The organism is Zymomonas mobilis subsp. mobilis ATCC 10988 (genome assembly GCF_000175255.2).
GTDB lineage: Bacteria > Pseudomonadota > Alphaproteobacteria > Sphingomonadales > Sphingomonadaceae > Zymomonas > Zymomonas mobilis.
The window spans coordinates 619,177-636,463 of sequence record NC_017262.1 but is presented as its reverse complement, the minus strand read 5'-3'; the positions used below and the strand labels follow the sequence as shown (position 1 = coordinate 636,463).

The 17,287-nt window shown below is 41.1% G+C and carries 17 protein-coding genes and 1 tRNA gene; 6 read left to right on the top strand and 12 right to left on the bottom strand.

Going from position 1 to position 17,287, the window contains the following annotated elements; all coding sequences use genetic code 11:
- Positions 1-63: 63 nt before the first annotated feature.
- The 6 genes from ZMOB_RS02825 to ZMOB_RS02800 all read right to left on the bottom strand — a co-directional run bounded on the left by ZMOB_RS02825 (position 64) and on the right by ZMOB_RS02800 (position 7,412).
- Positions 64-984 (bottom strand): DUF4422 domain-containing protein, encoded by a 921-nt coding sequence (locus ZMOB_RS02825; RefSeq protein ID WP_014500576.1) that lies wholly within the window; start codon positions 982-984, stop codon positions 64-66.
- Positions 981-2,525: a glycosyltransferase family 2 protein gene (locus ZMOB_RS09685; protein ID WP_014500575.1), complete on the bottom strand. Its 1,545-nt coding sequence runs from the start codon at positions 2,523-2,525 to the stop codon at positions 981-983. Before ZMOB_RS09685 ends, ZMOB_RS02825 begins: the two co-directional genes overlap by 4 nt.
- 86 nt (positions 2,526-2,611) lie before the next feature.
- Positions 2,612-4,552, bottom strand: coding sequence for a glycosyltransferase family 2 protein (locus ZMOB_RS09680; RefSeq protein ID WP_141933255.1), 1,941 nt, complete (start codon positions 4,550-4,552; stop codon positions 2,612-2,614).
- A 331-nt stretch (positions 4,553-4,883) separates the two neighbouring features.
- Entirely contained in the window at positions 4,884-5,867 is a 984-nt protein-coding gene (gene galE / locus ZMOB_RS02810; RefSeq protein ID WP_014500574.1) for a UDP-glucose 4-epimerase GalE, read from the bottom strand.
- Between the two features lie 48 nt (positions 5,868-5,915).
- Entirely contained in the window at positions 5,916-7,172 is a 1,257-nt protein-coding gene (locus tag ZMOB_RS02805) for a glycosyltransferase family 4 protein (RefSeq protein WP_014500573.1), read from the bottom strand.
- Positions 7,173-7,322: 150 nt separating this feature from the next.
- Positions 7,323-7,412: transfer RNA gene (locus tag ZMOB_RS02800), tRNA-Ser, on the bottom strand.
- Between the two features lie 314 nt (positions 7,413-7,726).
- Between ZMOB_RS02800 and ZMOB_RS02795 the strand changes: the two genes are divergently transcribed.
- The gene (locus ZMOB_RS02795) at positions 7,727-8,260 is read left to right on the top strand and encodes an SH3 domain-containing protein (RefSeq protein ID WP_014500572.1); all 534 of its coding nucleotides are present in this window, start codon (positions 7,727-7,729) and stop codon (positions 8,258-8,260) included.
- 103 nt (positions 8,261-8,363) lie between these two features.
- On the top strand, positions 8,364-8,783 hold the full coding sequence (locus ZMOB_RS02790) for a hypothetical protein (RefSeq protein ID WP_011240628.1): 420 nt from the start codon (positions 8,364-8,366) through the stop codon (positions 8,781-8,783).
- Positions 8,784-8,821: 38 nt separating this feature from the next.
- Here ZMOB_RS02790 and cysK read toward each other — a convergent pair whose 3' ends face one another.
- The 3 genes from cysK to ZMOB_RS02775 all read right to left on the bottom strand — a co-directional run bounded on the left by cysK (position 8,822) and on the right by ZMOB_RS02775 (position 11,869).
- The gene (gene cysK, locus ZMOB_RS02785; RefSeq protein WP_014500571.1) at positions 8,822-9,745 is read right to left on the bottom strand and encodes a cysteine synthase A; all 924 of its coding nucleotides are present in this window, start codon (positions 9,743-9,745) and stop codon (positions 8,822-8,824) included.
- A 209-nt stretch (positions 9,746-9,954) separates the two neighbouring features.
- Complete coding sequence (gene rpoH / locus ZMOB_RS02780) at positions 9,955-10,863, bottom strand: RNA polymerase sigma factor RpoH (protein WP_011240630.1); 909 nt, start codon at positions 10,861-10,863, stop codon at positions 9,955-9,957.
- A gap of 52 nt (positions 10,864-10,915) precedes the next feature.
- Positions 10,916-11,869 (bottom strand): RluA family pseudouridine synthase, encoded by a 954-nt coding sequence (locus ZMOB_RS02775; protein WP_011240631.1) that lies wholly within the window; start codon positions 11,867-11,869, stop codon positions 10,916-10,918.
- 56 nt (positions 11,870-11,925) lie between these two features.
- Here ZMOB_RS02775 and ZMOB_RS02770 point away from each other — a divergent pair, with 56 nt between their 5' ends.
- From ZMOB_RS02770 to ZMOB_RS02755, 4 genes are all read left to right on the top strand, one after another.
- Positions 11,926-12,369 (top strand): M67 family metallopeptidase, encoded by a 444-nt coding sequence (locus ZMOB_RS02770; protein ID WP_014500570.1) that lies wholly within the window; start codon positions 11,926-11,928, stop codon positions 12,367-12,369.
- Between the two features lie 117 nt (positions 12,370-12,486).
- Positions 12,487-13,113 carry a histidine phosphotransferase family protein gene (locus tag ZMOB_RS02765; protein ID WP_011240633.1) on the top strand — a complete coding sequence of 209 codons (627 nt, stop codon included), beginning with the start codon at positions 12,487-12,489 and terminating at the stop codon, positions 13,111-13,113.
- Between the two features lie 171 nt (positions 13,114-13,284).
- A complete protein-coding gene (gene grxC / locus ZMOB_RS02760) occupies positions 13,285-13,539 on the top strand; it encodes a glutaredoxin 3 (protein WP_011240634.1) in 255 nt (84 codons plus the stop codon).
- Between the two features lie 37 nt (positions 13,540-13,576).
- Positions 13,577-13,879 (top strand): SCP2 sterol-binding domain-containing protein, encoded by a 303-nt coding sequence (locus ZMOB_RS02755; protein WP_012817168.1) that lies wholly within the window; start codon positions 13,577-13,579, stop codon positions 13,877-13,879.
- Between the two features lie 75 nt (positions 13,880-13,954).
- Here the strand turns inward: ZMOB_RS02755 and ZMOB_RS02750 are convergent, their stop codons facing one another.
- The 3 genes from ZMOB_RS02750 to ZMOB_RS02740 all read right to left on the bottom strand — a co-directional run bounded on the left by ZMOB_RS02750 (position 13,955) and on the right by ZMOB_RS02740 (position 17,251).
- On the bottom strand, positions 13,955-15,313 hold the full coding sequence (locus tag ZMOB_RS02750; RefSeq protein ID WP_252507304.1) for a tetratricopeptide repeat protein: 1,359 nt from the start codon (positions 15,311-15,313) through the stop codon (positions 13,955-13,957).
- Positions 15,314-15,486: 173 nt separating this feature from the next.
- Positions 15,487-16,611, bottom strand: coding sequence for a tetratricopeptide repeat protein (locus ZMOB_RS02745; RefSeq protein WP_014500568.1), 1,125 nt, complete (start codon positions 16,609-16,611; stop codon positions 15,487-15,489).
- The gene (locus ZMOB_RS02740; RefSeq protein WP_011240638.1) at positions 16,601-17,251 is read right to left on the bottom strand and encodes a cysteine hydrolase family protein; all 651 of its coding nucleotides are present in this window, start codon (positions 17,249-17,251) and stop codon (positions 16,601-16,603) included. The genes ZMOB_RS02745 and ZMOB_RS02740 overlap by 11 nt, the downstream gene beginning before the upstream one ends.
- Positions 17,252-17,287: the final 36 nt, after the last annotated feature.

Genomic DNA, 17,287 nt, shown 5'->3' with positions numbered 1-17,287 from the left:
TACAAGTATTTTTTTAAAAAATTAAATATATACTATGAATATTAATGTAATTCCCAAAAAATATTATCCTGCACCTAGGGTAAACTGATGATTACCTAAACGCATTGTTATCGCTCGATTAAGCTTCTTTATAAAGAATTTTTTACGATTTTCTCCCTTAGATTGAAGAAATCCTTCTTTAGGGAGATTCCCTAAAATTCGCTCCATCTCCATAATTTTTGCACCTTGTCGACGTTTTTTTTCAACAAAAATATTAATAATACGTTCACCGATAAAACCAGATACTCGACGTTCCTGAGGGTTGTATTTGTATATAGGCGCATTTAAATCAATTTTATCCGTAACAGATAAAGTAATATCAAAGACCCATTTCATATATTCTTGAAATATATCCCATTTCATAATAAACATATGACAGAAATACCCATGTGTTGAATTCATGACTTTATCAGTTAACAGAGTATCTTCTGGGTACAGATCTTTTATTACTTTTATTGTAAGGTTGATATCTCGGGAAACATGGCAGTTCCGGTAATGCTCGTAAAGCGTTCCAGGTTGATCCCATAATGGTGGGCGTTGAACATCTTCAATATGAGGTAAAATAATGTCAGCACCATCGATAGTATTTAAAATAGTTTCATAATCCCAACCAAACCTTTTCATAGTTTCAGGTTTGAAATCAGAAAAAATACGTTCGGACCAATGTCGTTCAGGAGCAGGTGGACGGCCAAAATTAAATAATCTTCGGTAATGAAAAAAACCGATATAATCTGTTTTTGGCGCATTTTTCCACGCCCAATACATAGCAGTCATTTCACAAAACATTGGGTTCAGTTTTGAAATATTTTCACCAGTATCATCCCCTATAACGCCCGGGAGGCGCTGATTTATAGCTGCTCCGCCTTGAATAGGAATAAAAGGCGCTTTTTTAGGAAGATCAAAAAAGCCATTTGTGCACAAGTAGATTTGGACACGTTTTTTCATAAACCTTCCCCATAAAAATTTGAAATAGTTACATCTGATTCCCATGCAGGAAAACCAGAAAGACATTTTACAGAAAATTCAAAACTACATTCATTGAATGAAATATCTTTAGGAATTTCTAAAAAAGAAAGAACTATTTTTTCTCCAATATGAAGAATTGTTTTTTTATCTATAAGTATTCTTTTGTTCTTATCTAGAAGAATCTGGCTGATGCAAAGTTCAGAAGATCGACCTTCTTGATAGCATGAGAGGAAGTACCAAATTTTAGAGCATCCATGGCCTTCAAAGTTAATATTAATTCGCGCTGGTTCCATGTTGGGATCATGAGCTGGGGGTAAAATTATAATGCGATTGTTTTCATATATAATAGCTTTATAATCTAGAAGATCTGGATAATAAGGCATGCTAATATTATGATTAGAAATTTTTAATTGATGAGATATTTTGTTTTCATCTACATCAAGATCATACCTAGTCAACACCATTTGCAGTTTATTTAGACCTATAAATCGAGGACGTGGTTGATGATTGCTGGGATGAGATCGAGCTACCAATTCTTGGAATTCTTTCCATGAGGAGCATTTTTGCGCAAACATAGCCATAAACAGAACATGTTCTGGTATATATGCACGATTAAGAGAAGAAAAATCTACTGGTTCTAAAGATTTTCGCAACATTGTATGAAATACTTTAGCTACAAAATTGTCTGAAACCAGCGTGTCACCAGACTTGTCAGTTAAATGGAGAAGCTCTTTAATCATACGCTCCCACCAAATGCTCTTAAGCTTTTCATAATGACCACTATCATTCAAAAAAGCTAAGGCTTTTTCTTGAGCCAAAAAGACATCTGCAAAAATATCACGTCCAGCAGTAAGAGAACGATTTTTCTTAGTATCTCTGATACGGTAATAATAAAAGGGCTCTCCAACGACTGATATACGTTTTGCTTGTGTCATTGCTTCCCATTGAAAAGGGATATCTTCTCCAATTAAAGCTGGGAAACGAATGTTATAATTTTTTAAAAATTCTCGCCTATAACATTTATCCCAAACTGGAGTCGGCATAGATAACACAGCAGGACAAGTCTGTGCATCAAATGGAAGCGATGCATAACGTACTGCAGGATCAACAAAATGTGAAACTATACGTGCGCCTTGTGAGAACACAGCATAAAACGTCCCAACTACCATATCTGCAGAGGTGCGCTCTGCCTCTAGATAAAAGGCTTCACCATAACCAGGGTCAACCCAATCATCGGAATCAACGAAACAGATATATTTCCCACGCGCATATTCCATACCTGTATTGCGAGCAGGACCTAGACCCTGATTTTCTTTGTGACAAATGATTTGAATTCTTGGATCTTTTCTTGCGTATTGCCGCGCTTTGGATAAGGTGCCATCTGTTGAACAGTCCTCGACTACAATAATCTCAAAGTTATCGAGAGATTGCTGTTGTAGTGAGGTTAAACATTTTCCAAGGTAGCTTTTTACATTATACGCCGGAACAATAAACGAAATTTTTATTTCATGATTATTCATTATTGATTTTACTCTTTGATGAAATAAGCATTCACTAGATATGAGGCTTCTTACATGATTATAAAAATTTTACAATACTTAAATATTTAAAAACCCTTATCAGGGAATACTAGACTATTTAGATTTATATCTTGTATATTTAATGATTGCCATTGTAATGTGCGGCGCCCAAAATAATCTATAAAAAAAATTTTTTTATTTTGGATGTAAAAAATAATTACTGGTAAAGAAGATGGCAATCCATCTGTTAATTCTAGTAAATTTAAATCAAGAAGTAACGTATATTCTGGCGCATTCAATAGAATGTTTTGTAAATTATTAATAGATTTAATTAGAACAGAGGATGGACTTAACATATCATGACACTTCCGTGAAAAATATGTTTCATTCTCGCCGGCAATGACCACTCGCGTTTTTCCGCAAGAAACTAGTTGTGCTAATGTATCGAGAATAATAGGGGCGGATTGATCATAATCCATTCTTTGTGCAATGATCACTAAACAACCTTGAGTTCTAGGATACAGAAAATGTTTCCGTTGCATTTCAGAAAGTGATGCATATCCCATATAAACAGATGAAAGATCAAGATTCGGATTATAATAAGGGTCAGATTCTCTTAAACTAGGATATTTAGAACGGGCATATAAAAAGTATTCGCGGTTAGTTTGATATTTATGCGCTGTCGTATCATAACCACGGGAGCGAGACTCATGATGAATAATGTGACTACGGGTTGTAATATAGTTAGTATAGCCTAAATCTTTTAACTGTAGACAAAGAGCAATGTCGTTGAAAGAAAACGGTAAATTTTCGTCGAACATACCAACTTCTAAGAAAACATCTCGACGTATAGCTAGACAAGCTCCAGTAACTGCAGATACTTCTCTTTGGGCTGTTATAATTCCATGGTAAGTATTTGAATCTACGGGAAGTCCGACACCGATATGCCCGACTCCTCCATTCATACCAATTAGGCATCCTGCATGTTGTATAGTGTTATCAGGATAACGTAGTAAACTTCCTACTGCTCCAGATTTTGGCCGCTGAAGAAGCATAAGCATATCGGGAAGCCAATGAGAATCCTGTAATTCAATGTCATCATTAAGAAAAATTAGTATTTCGCCATCAGTTTCACGAACGGCTTTATTATTAACACCAGAGTAATTAAAATCATTTTTATAATAAATTACTTTATGTCGTATCGGGCAATTTTTCAAAAATTCTTCAGATTTCGATGGACTACAATTGGTGATGATTACAATTTCTATTTTATTAGAAAATTCTTTTGTTGTTAAATGCAGACTCTTCAATAGATTTTTCAAATAAGATCCATAAAAAGCAGTAGGTATAATAATAGTAATTTTTTTGTCTTTTATAAATTCATTTATTGAAAACTTAATTGGAGATTGTGGTGGAAAAAATTGATCTGTGTTGGGGCAGGTAAGGTGACTTAGGCATAATGGTAAATGTTTAACTTTAGCGCGAGATAAATGCTTAATTTTTTCGTAAATGAAATTATCATCTATGTTAATTTGGCCGTCCATCCAATAAGGCCTAAAGGCGCAACCTGCTGCAAGATAATCTACCGTATTAAGAAGTTCTGGAGAAAAATCAGGTTTAAAAAATGGGCATTCATGCAGAATAGAGCTAAGCTTTGTATCATGGTCTGCGTAAAATAAACTGTATCCTTCAGATAATTTTTGATATGCAATTTGTCCATAATCCTCTTCAAAAATCGTTGCCATTCGTATCCAAAAAACGACATCATATGGTTCAGAAACTACAGAAAATTGAGAAAGAGGCAAAGATACAGTCTCAACTGTACAACCTCGCTGAGACTGTAAACTAGCTATACAATCAAAATAATCAGGAGATTGAATTACATTTGGACTAAGAAGGGCTAGTATCCGTAATGGTACAATCTCTTTGTCTTTTAGCCGAGGCAATGGATTATTTTGTCGCCAATTATGGTAAGCTAAATCAATTTTAGTTAGCCCACGAAAGCGAGATAACTTTTTTTTTTGCAACCTATTATAATACAATTATGCTGGAAGGCTAAAAATAATTTACTGAAACGATCTCTCCAGCGATAGACAAACTGACGAATTCTTCTTATTGGGAAAGTAATTTTCCACGAAAGAGAACTTTTTAGTCGAAGATTTCTTTGGTAAAAAGTAATAAAAGAATTTTCTAAATCTTTATACGCTAACAATGTAGGCGTATTTTTATCTCGATATATTGAAAAATCTAATTTTTCTTTTAGATCGCTCATTTTTAAAAGATACCTTTATTGATGACAATAGAATCCATCAATTGTTGTAAAAATTAATACTATTATAATTTATTATAAGATTTATCTTAAATATATCCTTGTGGATGTTTTTCACGCCATAATAAGGCTGTTTCAACAATTTTGTCGATACTGCCAAAATTTGTCATCCAGCCAGTATCTTTTTGCAGAGCTGTAGAATCTGCTACTAATACTGCAGGATCACCTTGTCGACGTGGGGCTGGTTCCCATGAAACTTTTTGACCACTTACTCGTTCGACAGACTCTATAACTTCTAAATTAGAATATCCTTGTCCATTCCCAACGTTATATACAACGCTCCGATCATTGATTTGATCAATTGCGCGTAAATGGGCGTTTGCAAGATCAGAAACATGAACATAATCGCGGATACAAGATCCGTCTCGGGTTGGATAGTCAGTTCCGAATAATTTTAATGTAGGTCGCCGTCCTAAAGCCGAATCTATTGTTAAAGGAATAAGATGTGTTTCTGGTCGATGATCTTCTCCAGCTCGCCCTAAGTGATCTGCCCCAGCTGCATTAAAATATCGTAAACATGCACTGTGCAAATGATATATTCTATCAGCCCAATATAGAATCCGTTCGATCATGTATTTACTCTCGCCATATGGCGATCCTGGCTGAATGAGATCAGTTTCGGAGATTGGATCAACTCTATTCTCTCCCCCGAATAATGCAGCTGTAGAAGAGAATACCAGCTTATTTATGTTATTTTCAATACAAGTCTGAATAAGATTAAAAGCTGTAAGATAATTATGGTAAAAGTATTTTAATGGTTTTCTCATGCTTTCTGCGACTTGAGAAAGTGCCGCAAAATGAAAAACTCCATCCCATGCACGGTTAGCGATTACGTTTGCTATGGCTGTTTTGTCTAGTAAATCAACATGATGAAATTCAACACTTTTAGGAACAGCTTGGATGTGTCCAGTACTTAAATTATCAAGAACAACAACTTCGTGGCCAGCATCTAGAAGAGCCAAAACAGTATGGCTTCCAACAAAACCTGCGCCGCCAGTGACAAGATAGCGCATTAAACAATCCTTTCTATTGTATGAATAGTTTTGAATTTTAATGTTATTTTATTTTAATTTATGTAATTTCGCACTGCAAAGGTCTAAGGCAGAAGACAAACGCTTACAATAAGCGCTATTAGAGAAAAAGATCGCACGATCTTTCCCTGCTTGTATAAGTTTTTTTGTGAGTTCTGGATTATATTCTAGCTGTATTATAGCATTTTTCAATTCTTCGACACTTAAAGGATTTACTAATATTCCAGCTTGGCCAATAATTTCTGGAAGACTGCCTTCTGTTGACCCAACCACGGGGGTTCCCAATGCCATAGCTTCGAGAGCTGGTAAACCAAAGCCTTCATATAAAGAAGGAAAAATGAGCGCTTTAGCATGCGAAATTATGTTAATTAAATCATCTCGTTGTAAATATTTGATTACAATACAACGCCTTGATCCATCATTAGAGTAATTATTTATTTCTTCCCATACATCATCACATCCCCACCCTTGTGAAACAACAAGAACTAATGGTAGTTTAGTTTTACTTTCTTTATGAGCAGCAATAATTCTAGCAATATTTTTTTTAGGCTCTACTGCACCAAAAAATAAAAAATATTTTTTTTCTTCTAAGCCTTCAGGAATTTCTTTTCCATTTTTAAATGGTTTATTCCAAAAGCCATTTTCAATTGATTGATAAGTATTTATTACTTTACTATTATCACACCCTAGTATCGATATTATATCTTTTCTTGAATTTTCAGAAACTGTTAATATAAAATCAGATTTTTTATCTATAGAAAAAATTAATTTTTTATAAAGTAAATGATTATTTAAAACAAATTCTGGGTACAATAAAGGAACAATATCATGAATTGTGTATACGTTAATAGCATTGCGAATACAGATTGGCATAGCAGATGTCCAATGTGCAATATCAATTCCTGGGATATCTAACTCAGTAAATCGACCGAAATGTTTAAAGGCTGCCATTGCACTTCTGTAAAGCTGTCTTATGTGCCATGCATGATTAATAGGGAGGTCATTTTGACTTCTGACAAAAGAAATTTCGTTTACTCTGGGAGCAAAGCACGTTTTAATTTCCCTATAAAATCTTTGTATAGGGCCTAGTGTAGATTTTTTTTTATTACTAAAAAATAAAATTTCATTCAGAGAAGAGCAATTGCCAAAATGAGAAGTATTATTTCCAAGAAGAATATCTATCTCATGGCCGCATTCCACGGAGTTTGTAATAAAATTATTTGTATAGGTAGTAATCCCTGTACCGAATGGTAAAGATAAATTTAAACTATCAACAAGTATCCTCATTTTTAATTCTTTTATAAAAATTATAGAAATATCTTTGTTTATAAAATAAATTTTTCAAAAGATAGATAGCTTAATAGAAAAATTACTATCAAGATGGCAATAATCATTTTAATAAACAAAAATTTATATTTAAATACGAATAATAAAGATTGGCGGAGAGGGTGGGATTCGAACCCACGGTACGCTTCCACGCACGACGGTTTTCAAGACCGTTGCCTTAAACCACTCGACCACCTCTCCCGCTTAGAAATGCGATCGTCATCAATCAAATCGATGTGGAAGAGGCTCTGTAGCAGCATAAATTCGATAAGGGAAGCCTTTTTTATGGCGAATAAGAGATGTTAAGGCTTTCTCATTTTGGTATTTTTTCTCTATATAGAGCGTGACTGATGAAATGAACGCGTGATTTTGGGGCTTTATATCTAGAGGTAATAAAAGGATAACGCCCTGTTCGGCGGATGACGTTCTTTTTTTATCAGTTTATTCCGGTTCCATTTGAAGAATAGTCTTGGTTATCAAGTGATATTCTGAACAACAGCTAGGCTTAGGCAGATATGATGGTGCGTGTATTTCAGTCAGGGAAAAGAAAATTATTCTGTGCTGTCGCCCAATTTTTTATTTTTTGTCTTTGTCCCGTTTTTTTTATTATATCGCCGCTTTCAGCCGCCGTTATTCATACAACGCTGCCTTATTGGGCTTCGATTAGTGCCAGTGAAGCCTTTATGCGGAGTGGCCCCGGAGCGAATTATCCCGCGATTTGGCATTACCAGCGGCCTGATTTGCCTGTAAAAGTGGTTGCCCGTCATGAAAATTGGAGAAAAGTGGAAGATATTGACGGGGCAACTGGATGGATTGCCTCGGCCTTACTTTCTGACAGGCGCACCGCGATTTTGAATGGTGTTGGTATCCAAAATTTATATGCAGAGCCTTCGGCAACGGCGTCCGTTATCTGGCGGGCTGAAAATGGTGTGATTGGTCGTGTTTCAAAATGTCGTGAGAATTGGTGTCTATTTAACATTCGTGGTCAGACGGGCTATATCAATAGCCGCAATCTATGGGGTGTTGATCCCAATGAAGAGATCAAATGATCCCTTCTCGCGCTTTAACACTAAATAATATTTGTTTTATTAACAATTTTATCGTTTTTTTGTACAAAACGGCAAAATAATTATCTTCAGTGACGGAAAAAATATGGCTGTTTTTAGAGTAAAACGCTCGACCCTTCGCAAGTTATTATGCGTCACTGTTCTTTCTGTCGCGTCGCCTCTTGTCGCCAGTCCCCCTTTACCAACACCGATGGCTTTGTCTTCGCTGGAAAGTGGAGAATGGCGGATTTCTGTGCTTCCGAAAGGCATGACGGATGTCTGTCTCGGTAATCCACATCAGTTGATGCATAGTGCCATTCCGTCAGGCCAATGTGATGCGTTGGTGGTCGATAACAAGCCGGATATGGCAACTATGGAATATCGTTGTGGCGAGGCCGGATGGGCGCGCACCACTATCCATGTTGATAATGGGCATAGCGCCCGCATTGATAGTCAAGGCGTTGCGGGGCGGATGCCTTTTGCCTTTAAAGCGGATGTTCGCCGTATCGGGAATTGCCCTTCTTAAAAGACAATCCCGATAGCATGGTGTGAAGTGGGGCTGTATCAGGCTTCCGGTAAGAAATCCGGCACCGACAGATATCTTTCACCGGTATCATAATTAACACCGAGAATACGGCTATTTGCCGGTAATTCTTTGATTTTCTTGGCAATGGCGGCCAGCGTTGCCCCCGTTGAAATGCCGACCAACAGACCTTCTTCTTTCGCGGCGCGCAATGCCCATTTTTTGGCTTCGTCATTCTCGATTTCAACGATGCCATTTAGAATATTGCGATGTAAATTTTTCGGCACGAAACCAGCACCAATGCCCTGAATAGCATGTGCGCCCGGTTTGCCGCCTGCCAAAACCGGAGAAGTCGCCGGTTCAACCGCGAAAATTTGAATATCCGGCCATTTTTTACGGAGGCTTTCACCGATGCCAGTTAGGTGGCCGCCAGTGCCGACGCCGCTGACAAGGGCATCAATCGGTGTATCGGCGAAATCTTTCAAGATTTCCTGCCCTGTTGTGGTGGCATGGATATTGATATTAGCTGGATTTTCAAATTGCTGGGGAATCCAAGCACCTTCTGTTTCTTCTGCCAATTGGCGGGCGCGCTCGATAGCACCAGCCATGCCTTTTTCTTTCGGTGTTAGGTCAAATTCGGCACCATAGGCCAGCATCAAACGCCGTCTTTCAATCGACATTGATTCAGGCATAACCAAAATCAATTTATAGCCTTTGACCGCGGCGACCATAGCGAGACCGATTCCGGTATTCCCGCTGGTCGGTTCGATAATCACGCCCCCTTTTTTCAATTTGCCGCTTTTTTCGGCATCTTCGATCATCGCGAGGGCGATACGGTCTTTGATTGAGCCGCCGGGATTACTCTTTTCGACTTTTATCCATACTTCATGGTCAGGAAACAGCTTATTGAGACGCAGATGAGGCGTATTCCCGATCGCTTCCAAAATAGTATTGATTTTTGCCATTTTTCCTGTCCTTAAAAATGATTGTCTAGGCAGAATAATCTGTTCATTTATATGTAGGGCGCGTCTTTTCTTTTATAAGGAAGGCGCGAACGGTCTGACAATTAAACTTTACTATCAGTGTGTCAGGAAATTCTTTTCTATAAAATAAAAACGCCCCACCGTGAGGCCGGGCGTTTTTTAATGCGATGACCAATAGCGGCGAAAAACGCCTATGCCATAGCGGGTAACAGCTTTCTGTCTCCGGCGAGTTCCATGATCGCCTTTTGCAATTTATCGAAGGCTCTCACCTCGATTTGCCGGACACGTTCGCGGCTGACCCCATAGACCTGACTTAATTCTTCCAGTGTTTTCGGGTTATCGCTTAATCGTCTTTCTGTCAGAATATGTTTTTCACGGTCGTTCAGTTTATCCATCGCTTCGATCAACAATTTATGACGAACGAGGCTTTCTTCTTCCTCTTCGATCTGTTGGTCTTGTAGCGGTTCCTGATCAACCAGCCAGTCTTGCATCTGGCCTTCGCCGTCTTCCCGCATCGTGATATTGAGCGAGCTGTCGCCACCCATCGCCATGCGGCGGTTCATATTGACAACTTCTTCATTGCTGACCCCGAGATTGGTCGCAATGGAGTCGACTTCATCCGGTTTTAAATCCCCGTCTTCAAAGGCATTCATATTGCTCTTTAAACGCCGGAGATTGAAGAACAGCTTCTTTTGTGCGGCGGTAGTTCCCATTTTAACGAGACTCCAAGACCGCAGGATATATTCCTGAATAGAAGCCTTTATCCACCAGATGGCATAGGTCGCGAGGCGAAAACCGCGTTCGGGGTCAAATTTTTTGACACCCTGCATCAGGCCGATATTGCCTTCTGAAATCAATTCGGAAACAGGCAGGCCATAGCCGCGATATCCCATCGCGATTTTGGCAACCAGACGTAAATGGGAGGTTACCAGACGGCTGGCTGCTTTCGGATCTTGGTGTTCCTGAAAGCGTTTAGCCAGCATATATTCTTCTTCCGGTTTTAAAATCGGAAATTTGCGGATATCGGCCAAGTAATGGTTAAGACTCTGGTCACCGCCCAATGCAGGAACCACTGCCGGAAGGGTGCTACTGGTGGCCATTTTGATCTTTCTCCCGTCTTCCCAAATTTGCTACCTACGAATAGTTGGCTGTTTAGTTACGATTGCTTATCATAAGCATCTTGAATAAAAGCTGCATATCTTGGGGCATTTCCGCATCAAAGTCCACCTGTTTACCTGAAATCGGGTGAATAAAACCCAGATGGGCAGCATGTAGAGCCTGCCTTTGAAAAGCCAACGATTGTAATAACGCATGATGCGCCTTTTTGCTCCGTCCATAAACCGGATCACCCAATAAAGAATGGCCGATAGAGGACATATGCACCCTGACTTGATGCGTCCGCCCCGTTTCAAGGCGACATTCTATAAGAGAGGCATTTTTTAAAGGCGTAATCATGCGATAATGGGTCACCGCCCGTTTGCCGCGTCCATCAGAGACGATCGCCATTTTTTGGCGATTGACGGAAGAGCGAGCCAGAGGTGCATCAACATGGCCTTGGAGGCTGGGATGGCCGTCAACAATCGCCCGATAACGGCGGTTAATCGAATGGTCGGCAAATTGTGCTGCAAGGCCTGCATGCGCGGGATCGGTTTTGGCTACCACCAACAGACCGCTGGTGTCCTTATCAATGCGATGGACAATACCCGGTCTTGCCACGCCGCCAATGCCGGATAATTTTCCGGCGCAATGATAAAGCAGAGCATTCACCAAGGTATTATCATAATTACCGGCCGCAGGATGCACCACCATGCCGGCTGGTTTATTGACAACTAGCAGATGCTCATCTTCGAAAACAATTTCCAGTGGGATGTCTTGCGGTTCGTTATGTGCCGGACGGGGAAGGGGGATATCAACGGTAAAGCAATCAAGGCTTTTGATCTTGAAAGCCGGATCGCGCACCAATGCCCCTTGGCTGTTACTAACACAGCCGGAGGAAATCAGGTTTTTTAGTCTTTCCCGCGAAAGGCGGGTTATCAAACTGGCCAAAGCCCGATCCAAGCGCCAGCCGATCATTTCTTCTGTTAACGTCACTTGTTCTGTCGGCATTGCTTTTCTATCAAGCTCCCTTGGATTTGTTCCGATGATTTGCCATGGTGTTCTTTATGGCTTTCACTAATGGAATTCCGCTTTCTGACAAGGAAAGCGTGAAATTTTTTATCGCTTCGTCTTTTGTTGAAACGATTTTACAGGCGGCTTCGGCCTGTCCTGATAAGGAAATATGCGGCCTTTTAATCGGTAAAGCGAATTCTGTGACCGAAATCAGGCCGATGGAAAATAAAGCCGCCCATCCAGAGCGTTTTTTTGAAATGGAAGAAGCGGATCTGATCCGTTCCCATCGAGAAGCGCGAGAGCGGGGTTTAAAGGTCATTGGCCATTATCATTCCCATCCATCGGGTAATTGTCGTCCGTCTCATTGGGATGCAGCTTTGGCACATGATGGGCAATATTGGTTGATTGCGGCTTCCAATAAAATAGAAGGATGGTATGCCGGTAAAAACGGGGTGGTTGAAGGCATATTTCATCCTTGCCGACTTGTTGTCGAGTAAATATGCCTGAAAATAATAAATGACAGCTTGTGGTAAGTCTTTTTACTATAGCTTTAACTTATTCTATTTAAATAAGATAACCTTATTAAAATGTCAGTTTGAAGGATCTTTGACTTTATGACCATGACAGCTATCAATCTGGCAAGCTTGCTCTGCTCACGGCTTTGTCATGATCTCTTAAGTCCTGTCAGTGCCATGAATAACGGCATCGAATTGTTGGCCGACGAACATGACCCTGAAATGCGGGCGCGTTGTATTGACCTCCTTTCTGAAAGTGCCAAGGTTTCAGCGAGTAAGCTGAAATTTTTCCGATTGGCCTTTGGGCAGGGCGGAGGCTTTTCTGAATCTGTGGACACTGAGGAAATTCGTGAGGCTATTGCCGGATTATTCGGTTTTGACCATCGCATCCAGTTGGGATGGATGGTTGATGATCCGGTTATGGAAAAACAAGCGGTTCGTATTCTGCTGAATCTGTCTTTGATTGCGTCTGATGCTTTGGTGCGAGGCGGTAATCTCGATATTGGAGCCGAAGGCAATGAAATTGTTATTCGGGCAGAAGGGCGGCGTTTGGTCTTTGATGAGCAGATTGAAGCAACCTTGTTAGGGAAAACCCCGCAAGATCAATTAACGCCGCGTTTGGTGGCGGCATGGCTTATCTATACCCTTATCAAAGAGAGAAATGGCGATTTGCAGATTGTTCGGCCAGAACCGAATGTTTTGCTGTTTGGTATCAATTTGATGTGAGGATGAGGGTTATTGGGTTCCTGTAATTCATTGCATCACTATGATCTCAATATTTTATTTTATCTGTTCTGGGTAAAATAGTAGCTTGGTGCCAGTAACATTTAGTCGGTTTTCTCCTATCTTAGGATTGGAGATGACGCGGCCTTCGCTTCATTCATTGGGAGAGTATTCATGGCGCATATCGAAATTTATACCACGCGAGTTTGCCCCTATTGCAAACGGGCAAAAGCTCTGTTCGCCGAAAAAGGCGTGAGTTTTGACGAATATGACGTCACGGATGACAGCGCTAAAAGAACCGAAATGATTAAGCGTTCCGGTGGCCGAACCGTTCCGCAGATCTTTATTGATGACAAGCATATCGGTGGCTGTGATGATCTGGTCAAATTGAACAGTGAAGGTAAGCTCGACCCATTATTGGCAAAATAAGGTTGAGGCCGGATAAACAGCATCGAAGGAATATATTTTGGATTTTACGCAGGATCAGTTCATCGCCAAAGTCATCAAAAGTGATGCCTATGTTGCCGGTTCCAAAATCAAATTCGACTTTGGAGAAGAAGGCACCATCCTGTTGGATGGTATCAGTCGCAAAGTGGAACGGGATGACGGAGAAGCCGATAGCGTAATCAGCCTTAGTTGGGGTGATTTTAAGGCTTTGGCGAATGGTCAGCTTAATCCGATGACGGCCTTTATGACCGGACGGGTTAAAGTCAAAGGCGCGATGACGCCTGCGATGCAGTTAAAGCAAATATTCCAGAATATCCGCTAATCCGGTATAATCTTTTATAGTTAGAAAAGAAGCTCTGCCGAAACAGAGCTTCTTTTTTTTCAGTGAAAGCGGGCGTTAGGCGCGCTGTTTTTCAAGCTCGCTTTTGCCCTGCTGTGCCATCGCGATATATTGGCGCAGCGTTACATTTTTTTCTGCATCCATATCGTTAATCAGATGATTATAGCTGGCCTCGGCCTCATCAAGGCGACCAAGGCTGATTAGATAAATAGCCTTTTTAAGATAGGTTGTGGCAACCCCGATCTGTAATCCGCCATTTTCTGTTTTGGAAAAACGGGTCAGGAAATCGTCATAAACCGGAAGGGCGGCTTCGGGATTACCATGATCGCCGAGATGACTGCCTTTGCTGAATAATGCCCGCGCGACATAAAGTTGCAGATTGGGATCTTCGCTGTCGCCAAAACGGCCAAGGAGATCGTCATAGCTGGCAAGCGCTTCCGCATCCTGTCCTGCCTGTGCCAAGCTGATCGCTTTATTGATCAAGGCCGTGGCAATCATGATATGGATAGACGGATCTTGTGAATCCGAAAAACGAGCAAGAAAGCGATTATAGCCGTCAATTTCTTCTTCGACGCGGCCTTGCTCGCTTAACAGGCCAGTTTTTTCAAAAAAGCTGTTGGCGACGATTTTAGCGGTGGCATCGTCTTCGGTGTCGATGAAACGCTGAATAAGCGCGTCATAAACGGCAATCGCTTCATCGGTCTGATTGAGGTGATAAAGGGCGGCGGCTTTGTTGAATAAGGCCTTGGCAATGCCGTTTTGAACTTCTTTATCATCAACATCCGAAAAGAGGCTGATTAACTGGTCGTAACAGGCGATTTCTTCTTCTGTCCGTTCCAGTTTTTTTAAGGTAACCGCTTTATAGAATAACGCTTTGGCGACATTATTCCGCAATTCGGGCGTTTCGCTGCCCGAGAACAGGGAAATAAGTTCGTTATAGCTGCTAAGCGCTTCTTCGTCTTTTTCGACGGCATCCAGATTGCCTGCTTTGTTAAACAAAGCCTTGGCAACACAAATCTGTAATTCGGCTTCCTGACTATCGCGGAAACGGGTGATTAATTCATCATAAACGGGATGAACTTCTTCATTCCGTTTGGCTTTGCGAAGCGTGACCGCCTTGTCGAACAGCGCTTTTCCAGCGAAAATCTGTAAATTGATATCTTCGGCTTCGATGAAGCGGCTTATCAAGGCATCATAGGCGGTAAGCGCATCATCAATTCGATTCATGGCAGCCAAGCAACTGGCTTTGCTGGCGAGCATCATGGCGATGTAAATCTGTAAATCTTTTGCCTGCTCTTTGGAAAAAGATGCCAGCCATTCGTCATAGCTCTTTAAACGGGTTTCGTTATCTTGCTCTGTGGAGGGTTCCATCAGGCTTTCAAATTGGCTTTTCGCTTGTTCGATTATGCTATTCATGCTGCTTTTGCCGTCGCTTTTGAAAATGAAATAAGACAGGAAGTCTAGGGCTATAAAGGCCATAGAAAAAAGACGCTATCCGAAAGATCGGAGAATTTGCCTTTTGTCTTATGAAAATTGAGATCGCGAGAGGTAATAAAAGGCGCAAGGATAAGCGCCTTTTATCGATTGGGTTACACAGTTTCGAGGCTATTTTTCTCTTTTTCCGCCAAGATATGGTATTTTTTTAATTCCTGATTTTCGCTGTCATCCAGCGAATTTAAGACGAGATCGTAACAATCAATCGCTTCTTTCACCTGTCCTTTGGCGACGAGATTGGTTGCCTTTTTAATTAAAGCTGTGGCGACCGCAATTTGGAGGCTGGGCTCCTTGGTGGAAAGAAAACGAGTGATAAAGGCGGTGTAAAGATTATTTTCATCTGCCCGCCGTTGCAGGCGACAGAGAATATCGGCGGCATTGATATAGGCTTTGGCCAGTTGGAACGCCATTTCATCGCTTTCATCTTTTTCAAAGCGATGAATAAGGCTTTCATAGATTGAAAAAGCCTCTTCCAGTTGGTCATTATTTTTAAGGGCTTCGGCTTTCTTGATCGACACCAAGGCAAGGCAAAGCTGTATATCGTCTTCTTTGCTATCGGAAAAACGATTCAGGAAACAATCATAGGCAGCAATCATCCGGTCATGCTGCCCTAGTTTTTTAATACAACCCGCCTTGTTGAGCAGGGTATTGGCAACAATTTTTTCGATATTCGGATCTTTGTTATCGGCAAAACGGGTCAGCAAATCATCGCAACAGGCGATAGATTTCTCTGTCTCATTCATCTTGCTGAACAAGCTGGCTTTATTAAATAAAGCCTTGGCTACCCCCGATTGTAACAAAGGCAAGGGGTTTTCCGAAAAATGTTGGATGAGGGCATCATAGCTGTCGATAGCATCCTGATATTTTTCGGCATTGCTGAGCAAGACGGCCTTGTCGAAGAGGCTTTTCCCGACATAGATTTGAAGTTCGGTATCTGGCAAATTCCCGAAGCGTTCTATCAAACGATCATGGGTCGCTATTTCAGCTTGGGGATTTTGTAATATCCGAAAACAGCTAGCCTGATTGGCAAGTGTCATTGCCCCATAAAGTTGCCATTGGGGTTCGGTAGCATCCTTGAGACGATCATCAAGATCGGCATAGACCACCAAGGCTTCTTCTGTCCGTCCGGCTTTACTGAGGCTGAGGGCTTTATTGAAAAGCGCGGGAATAAGCGCTTCCAGTAAGCTGTCTTTTCTTGTTGATGCTGCCTTATCCGGCATAGCCACCTCCCGAAGTGTCTGTCCGGTTTCCGCTGGTTAGTTCGGTTAGGAAATCCTGATAGGGCAGGGGGCGGGAGAACATGGGGAAGTTTTTAGTGACCGAAAATTGCTGTTCTTCCGCACTGGTGGCGGCGGTGCAATCGGTCAAGGCGACTGTATCGAAGCCTTTTTCATAGCCTGTCCGCAAGGTTGCTTCGACACAGCAATTGGTCAGGAATCCAGCGACCGCAAGGGTTTCAATTTTGAGTTGGCGCAAGATGAAATCGAGATTCGTGCTGTAGAAACCCGATAATCCTCGCTTGCCTTCGATAACGATATCCGTTTCTTTTACCGGAAGCTGTTCGATGATTTCAGCCCCCCAAGAGCCTTGCTGAAAAGCCTGTTTTTCAAGGATAGCTTTCAGGATGCCATGGGTCTGGGGATTCATTTCATGATAATCAGCGGTGAAGGTTATCGGGCAGAAAAGAATATGCACGCCCAAAGCCCGCGCTTTTGCGACCAGATCCTGTGTGTTTTCCAACATGCCGCTGGCATCCATCACGGGTTTGACAGCTTCATAAAAAACGCCATTGGGATTGGCAAAGTCGTTCTGATATTCAATCAGAAGAAGGGCTGTCTTTTTCGCTTTATCTGTGGTCACGCTATTTCCTTGGGTCGAAAAGAGGAAAAAGGATAT

Bases quoted from the DNA above. Each gene is read 5' to 3' on its own strand.
- cysK (WP_014500571.1), bottom strand. From the start codon at position 9,745: ATGGCAAAAATCAATACTATTTTGGAAGCGATCGGGAATACGCCTCAT.
- ZMOB_RS09685 (WP_014500575.1), bottom strand. From the start codon at position 2,525: ATGAATAATCATGAAATAAAAATTTCGTTTATTGTTCCGGCGTATAAT.
- ZMOB_RS02805 (WP_014500573.1), bottom strand. From the start codon at position 7,172: ATGAGGATACTTGTTGATAGTTTAAATTTATCTTTACCATTCGGTACA.
- ZMOB_RS02795 (WP_014500572.1), top strand. From the start codon at position 7,727: ATGATGGTGCGTGTATTTCAGTCAGGGAAAAGAAAATTATTCTGTGCT.
- grxC (WP_011240634.1), top strand. From the start codon at position 13,285: ATGGCGCATATCGAAATTTATACCACGCGAGTTTGCCCCTATTGCAAA.
- ZMOB_RS02750 (WP_252507304.1), bottom strand. From the start codon at position 15,313: ATGAATAGCATAATCGAACAAGCGAAAAGCCAATTTGAAAGCCTGATG.
- ZMOB_RS02770 (WP_014500570.1), top strand. From the start codon at position 11,926: ATGGCTTTCACTAATGGAATTCCGCTTTCTGACAAGGAAAGCGTGAAA.
- ZMOB_RS02745 (WP_014500568.1), bottom strand. From the start codon at position 16,611: ATGCCGGATAAGGCAGCATCAACAAGAAAAGACAGCTTACTGGAAGCG.
- ZMOB_RS02790 (WP_011240628.1), top strand. From the start codon at position 8,364: ATGGCTGTTTTTAGAGTAAAACGCTCGACCCTTCGCAAGTTATTATGC.
- ZMOB_RS02775 (WP_011240631.1), bottom strand. From the start codon at position 11,869: ATGCCGACAGAACAAGTGACGTTAACAGAAGAAATGATCGGCTGGCGC.
- rpoH (WP_011240630.1), bottom strand. From the start codon at position 10,863: ATGGCCACCAGTAGCACCCTTCCGGCAGTGGTTCCTGCATTGGGCGGT.
- ZMOB_RS02765 (WP_011240633.1), top strand. From the start codon at position 12,487: ATGACCATGACAGCTATCAATCTGGCAAGCTTGCTCTGCTCACGGCTT.
- ZMOB_RS02825 (WP_014500576.1), bottom strand. From the start codon at position 984: ATGAAAAAACGTGTCCAAATCTACTTGTGCACAAATGGCTTTTTTGAT.
- galE (WP_014500574.1), bottom strand. From the start codon at position 5,867: ATGCGCTATCTTGTCACTGGCGGCGCAGGTTTTGTTGGAAGCCATACT.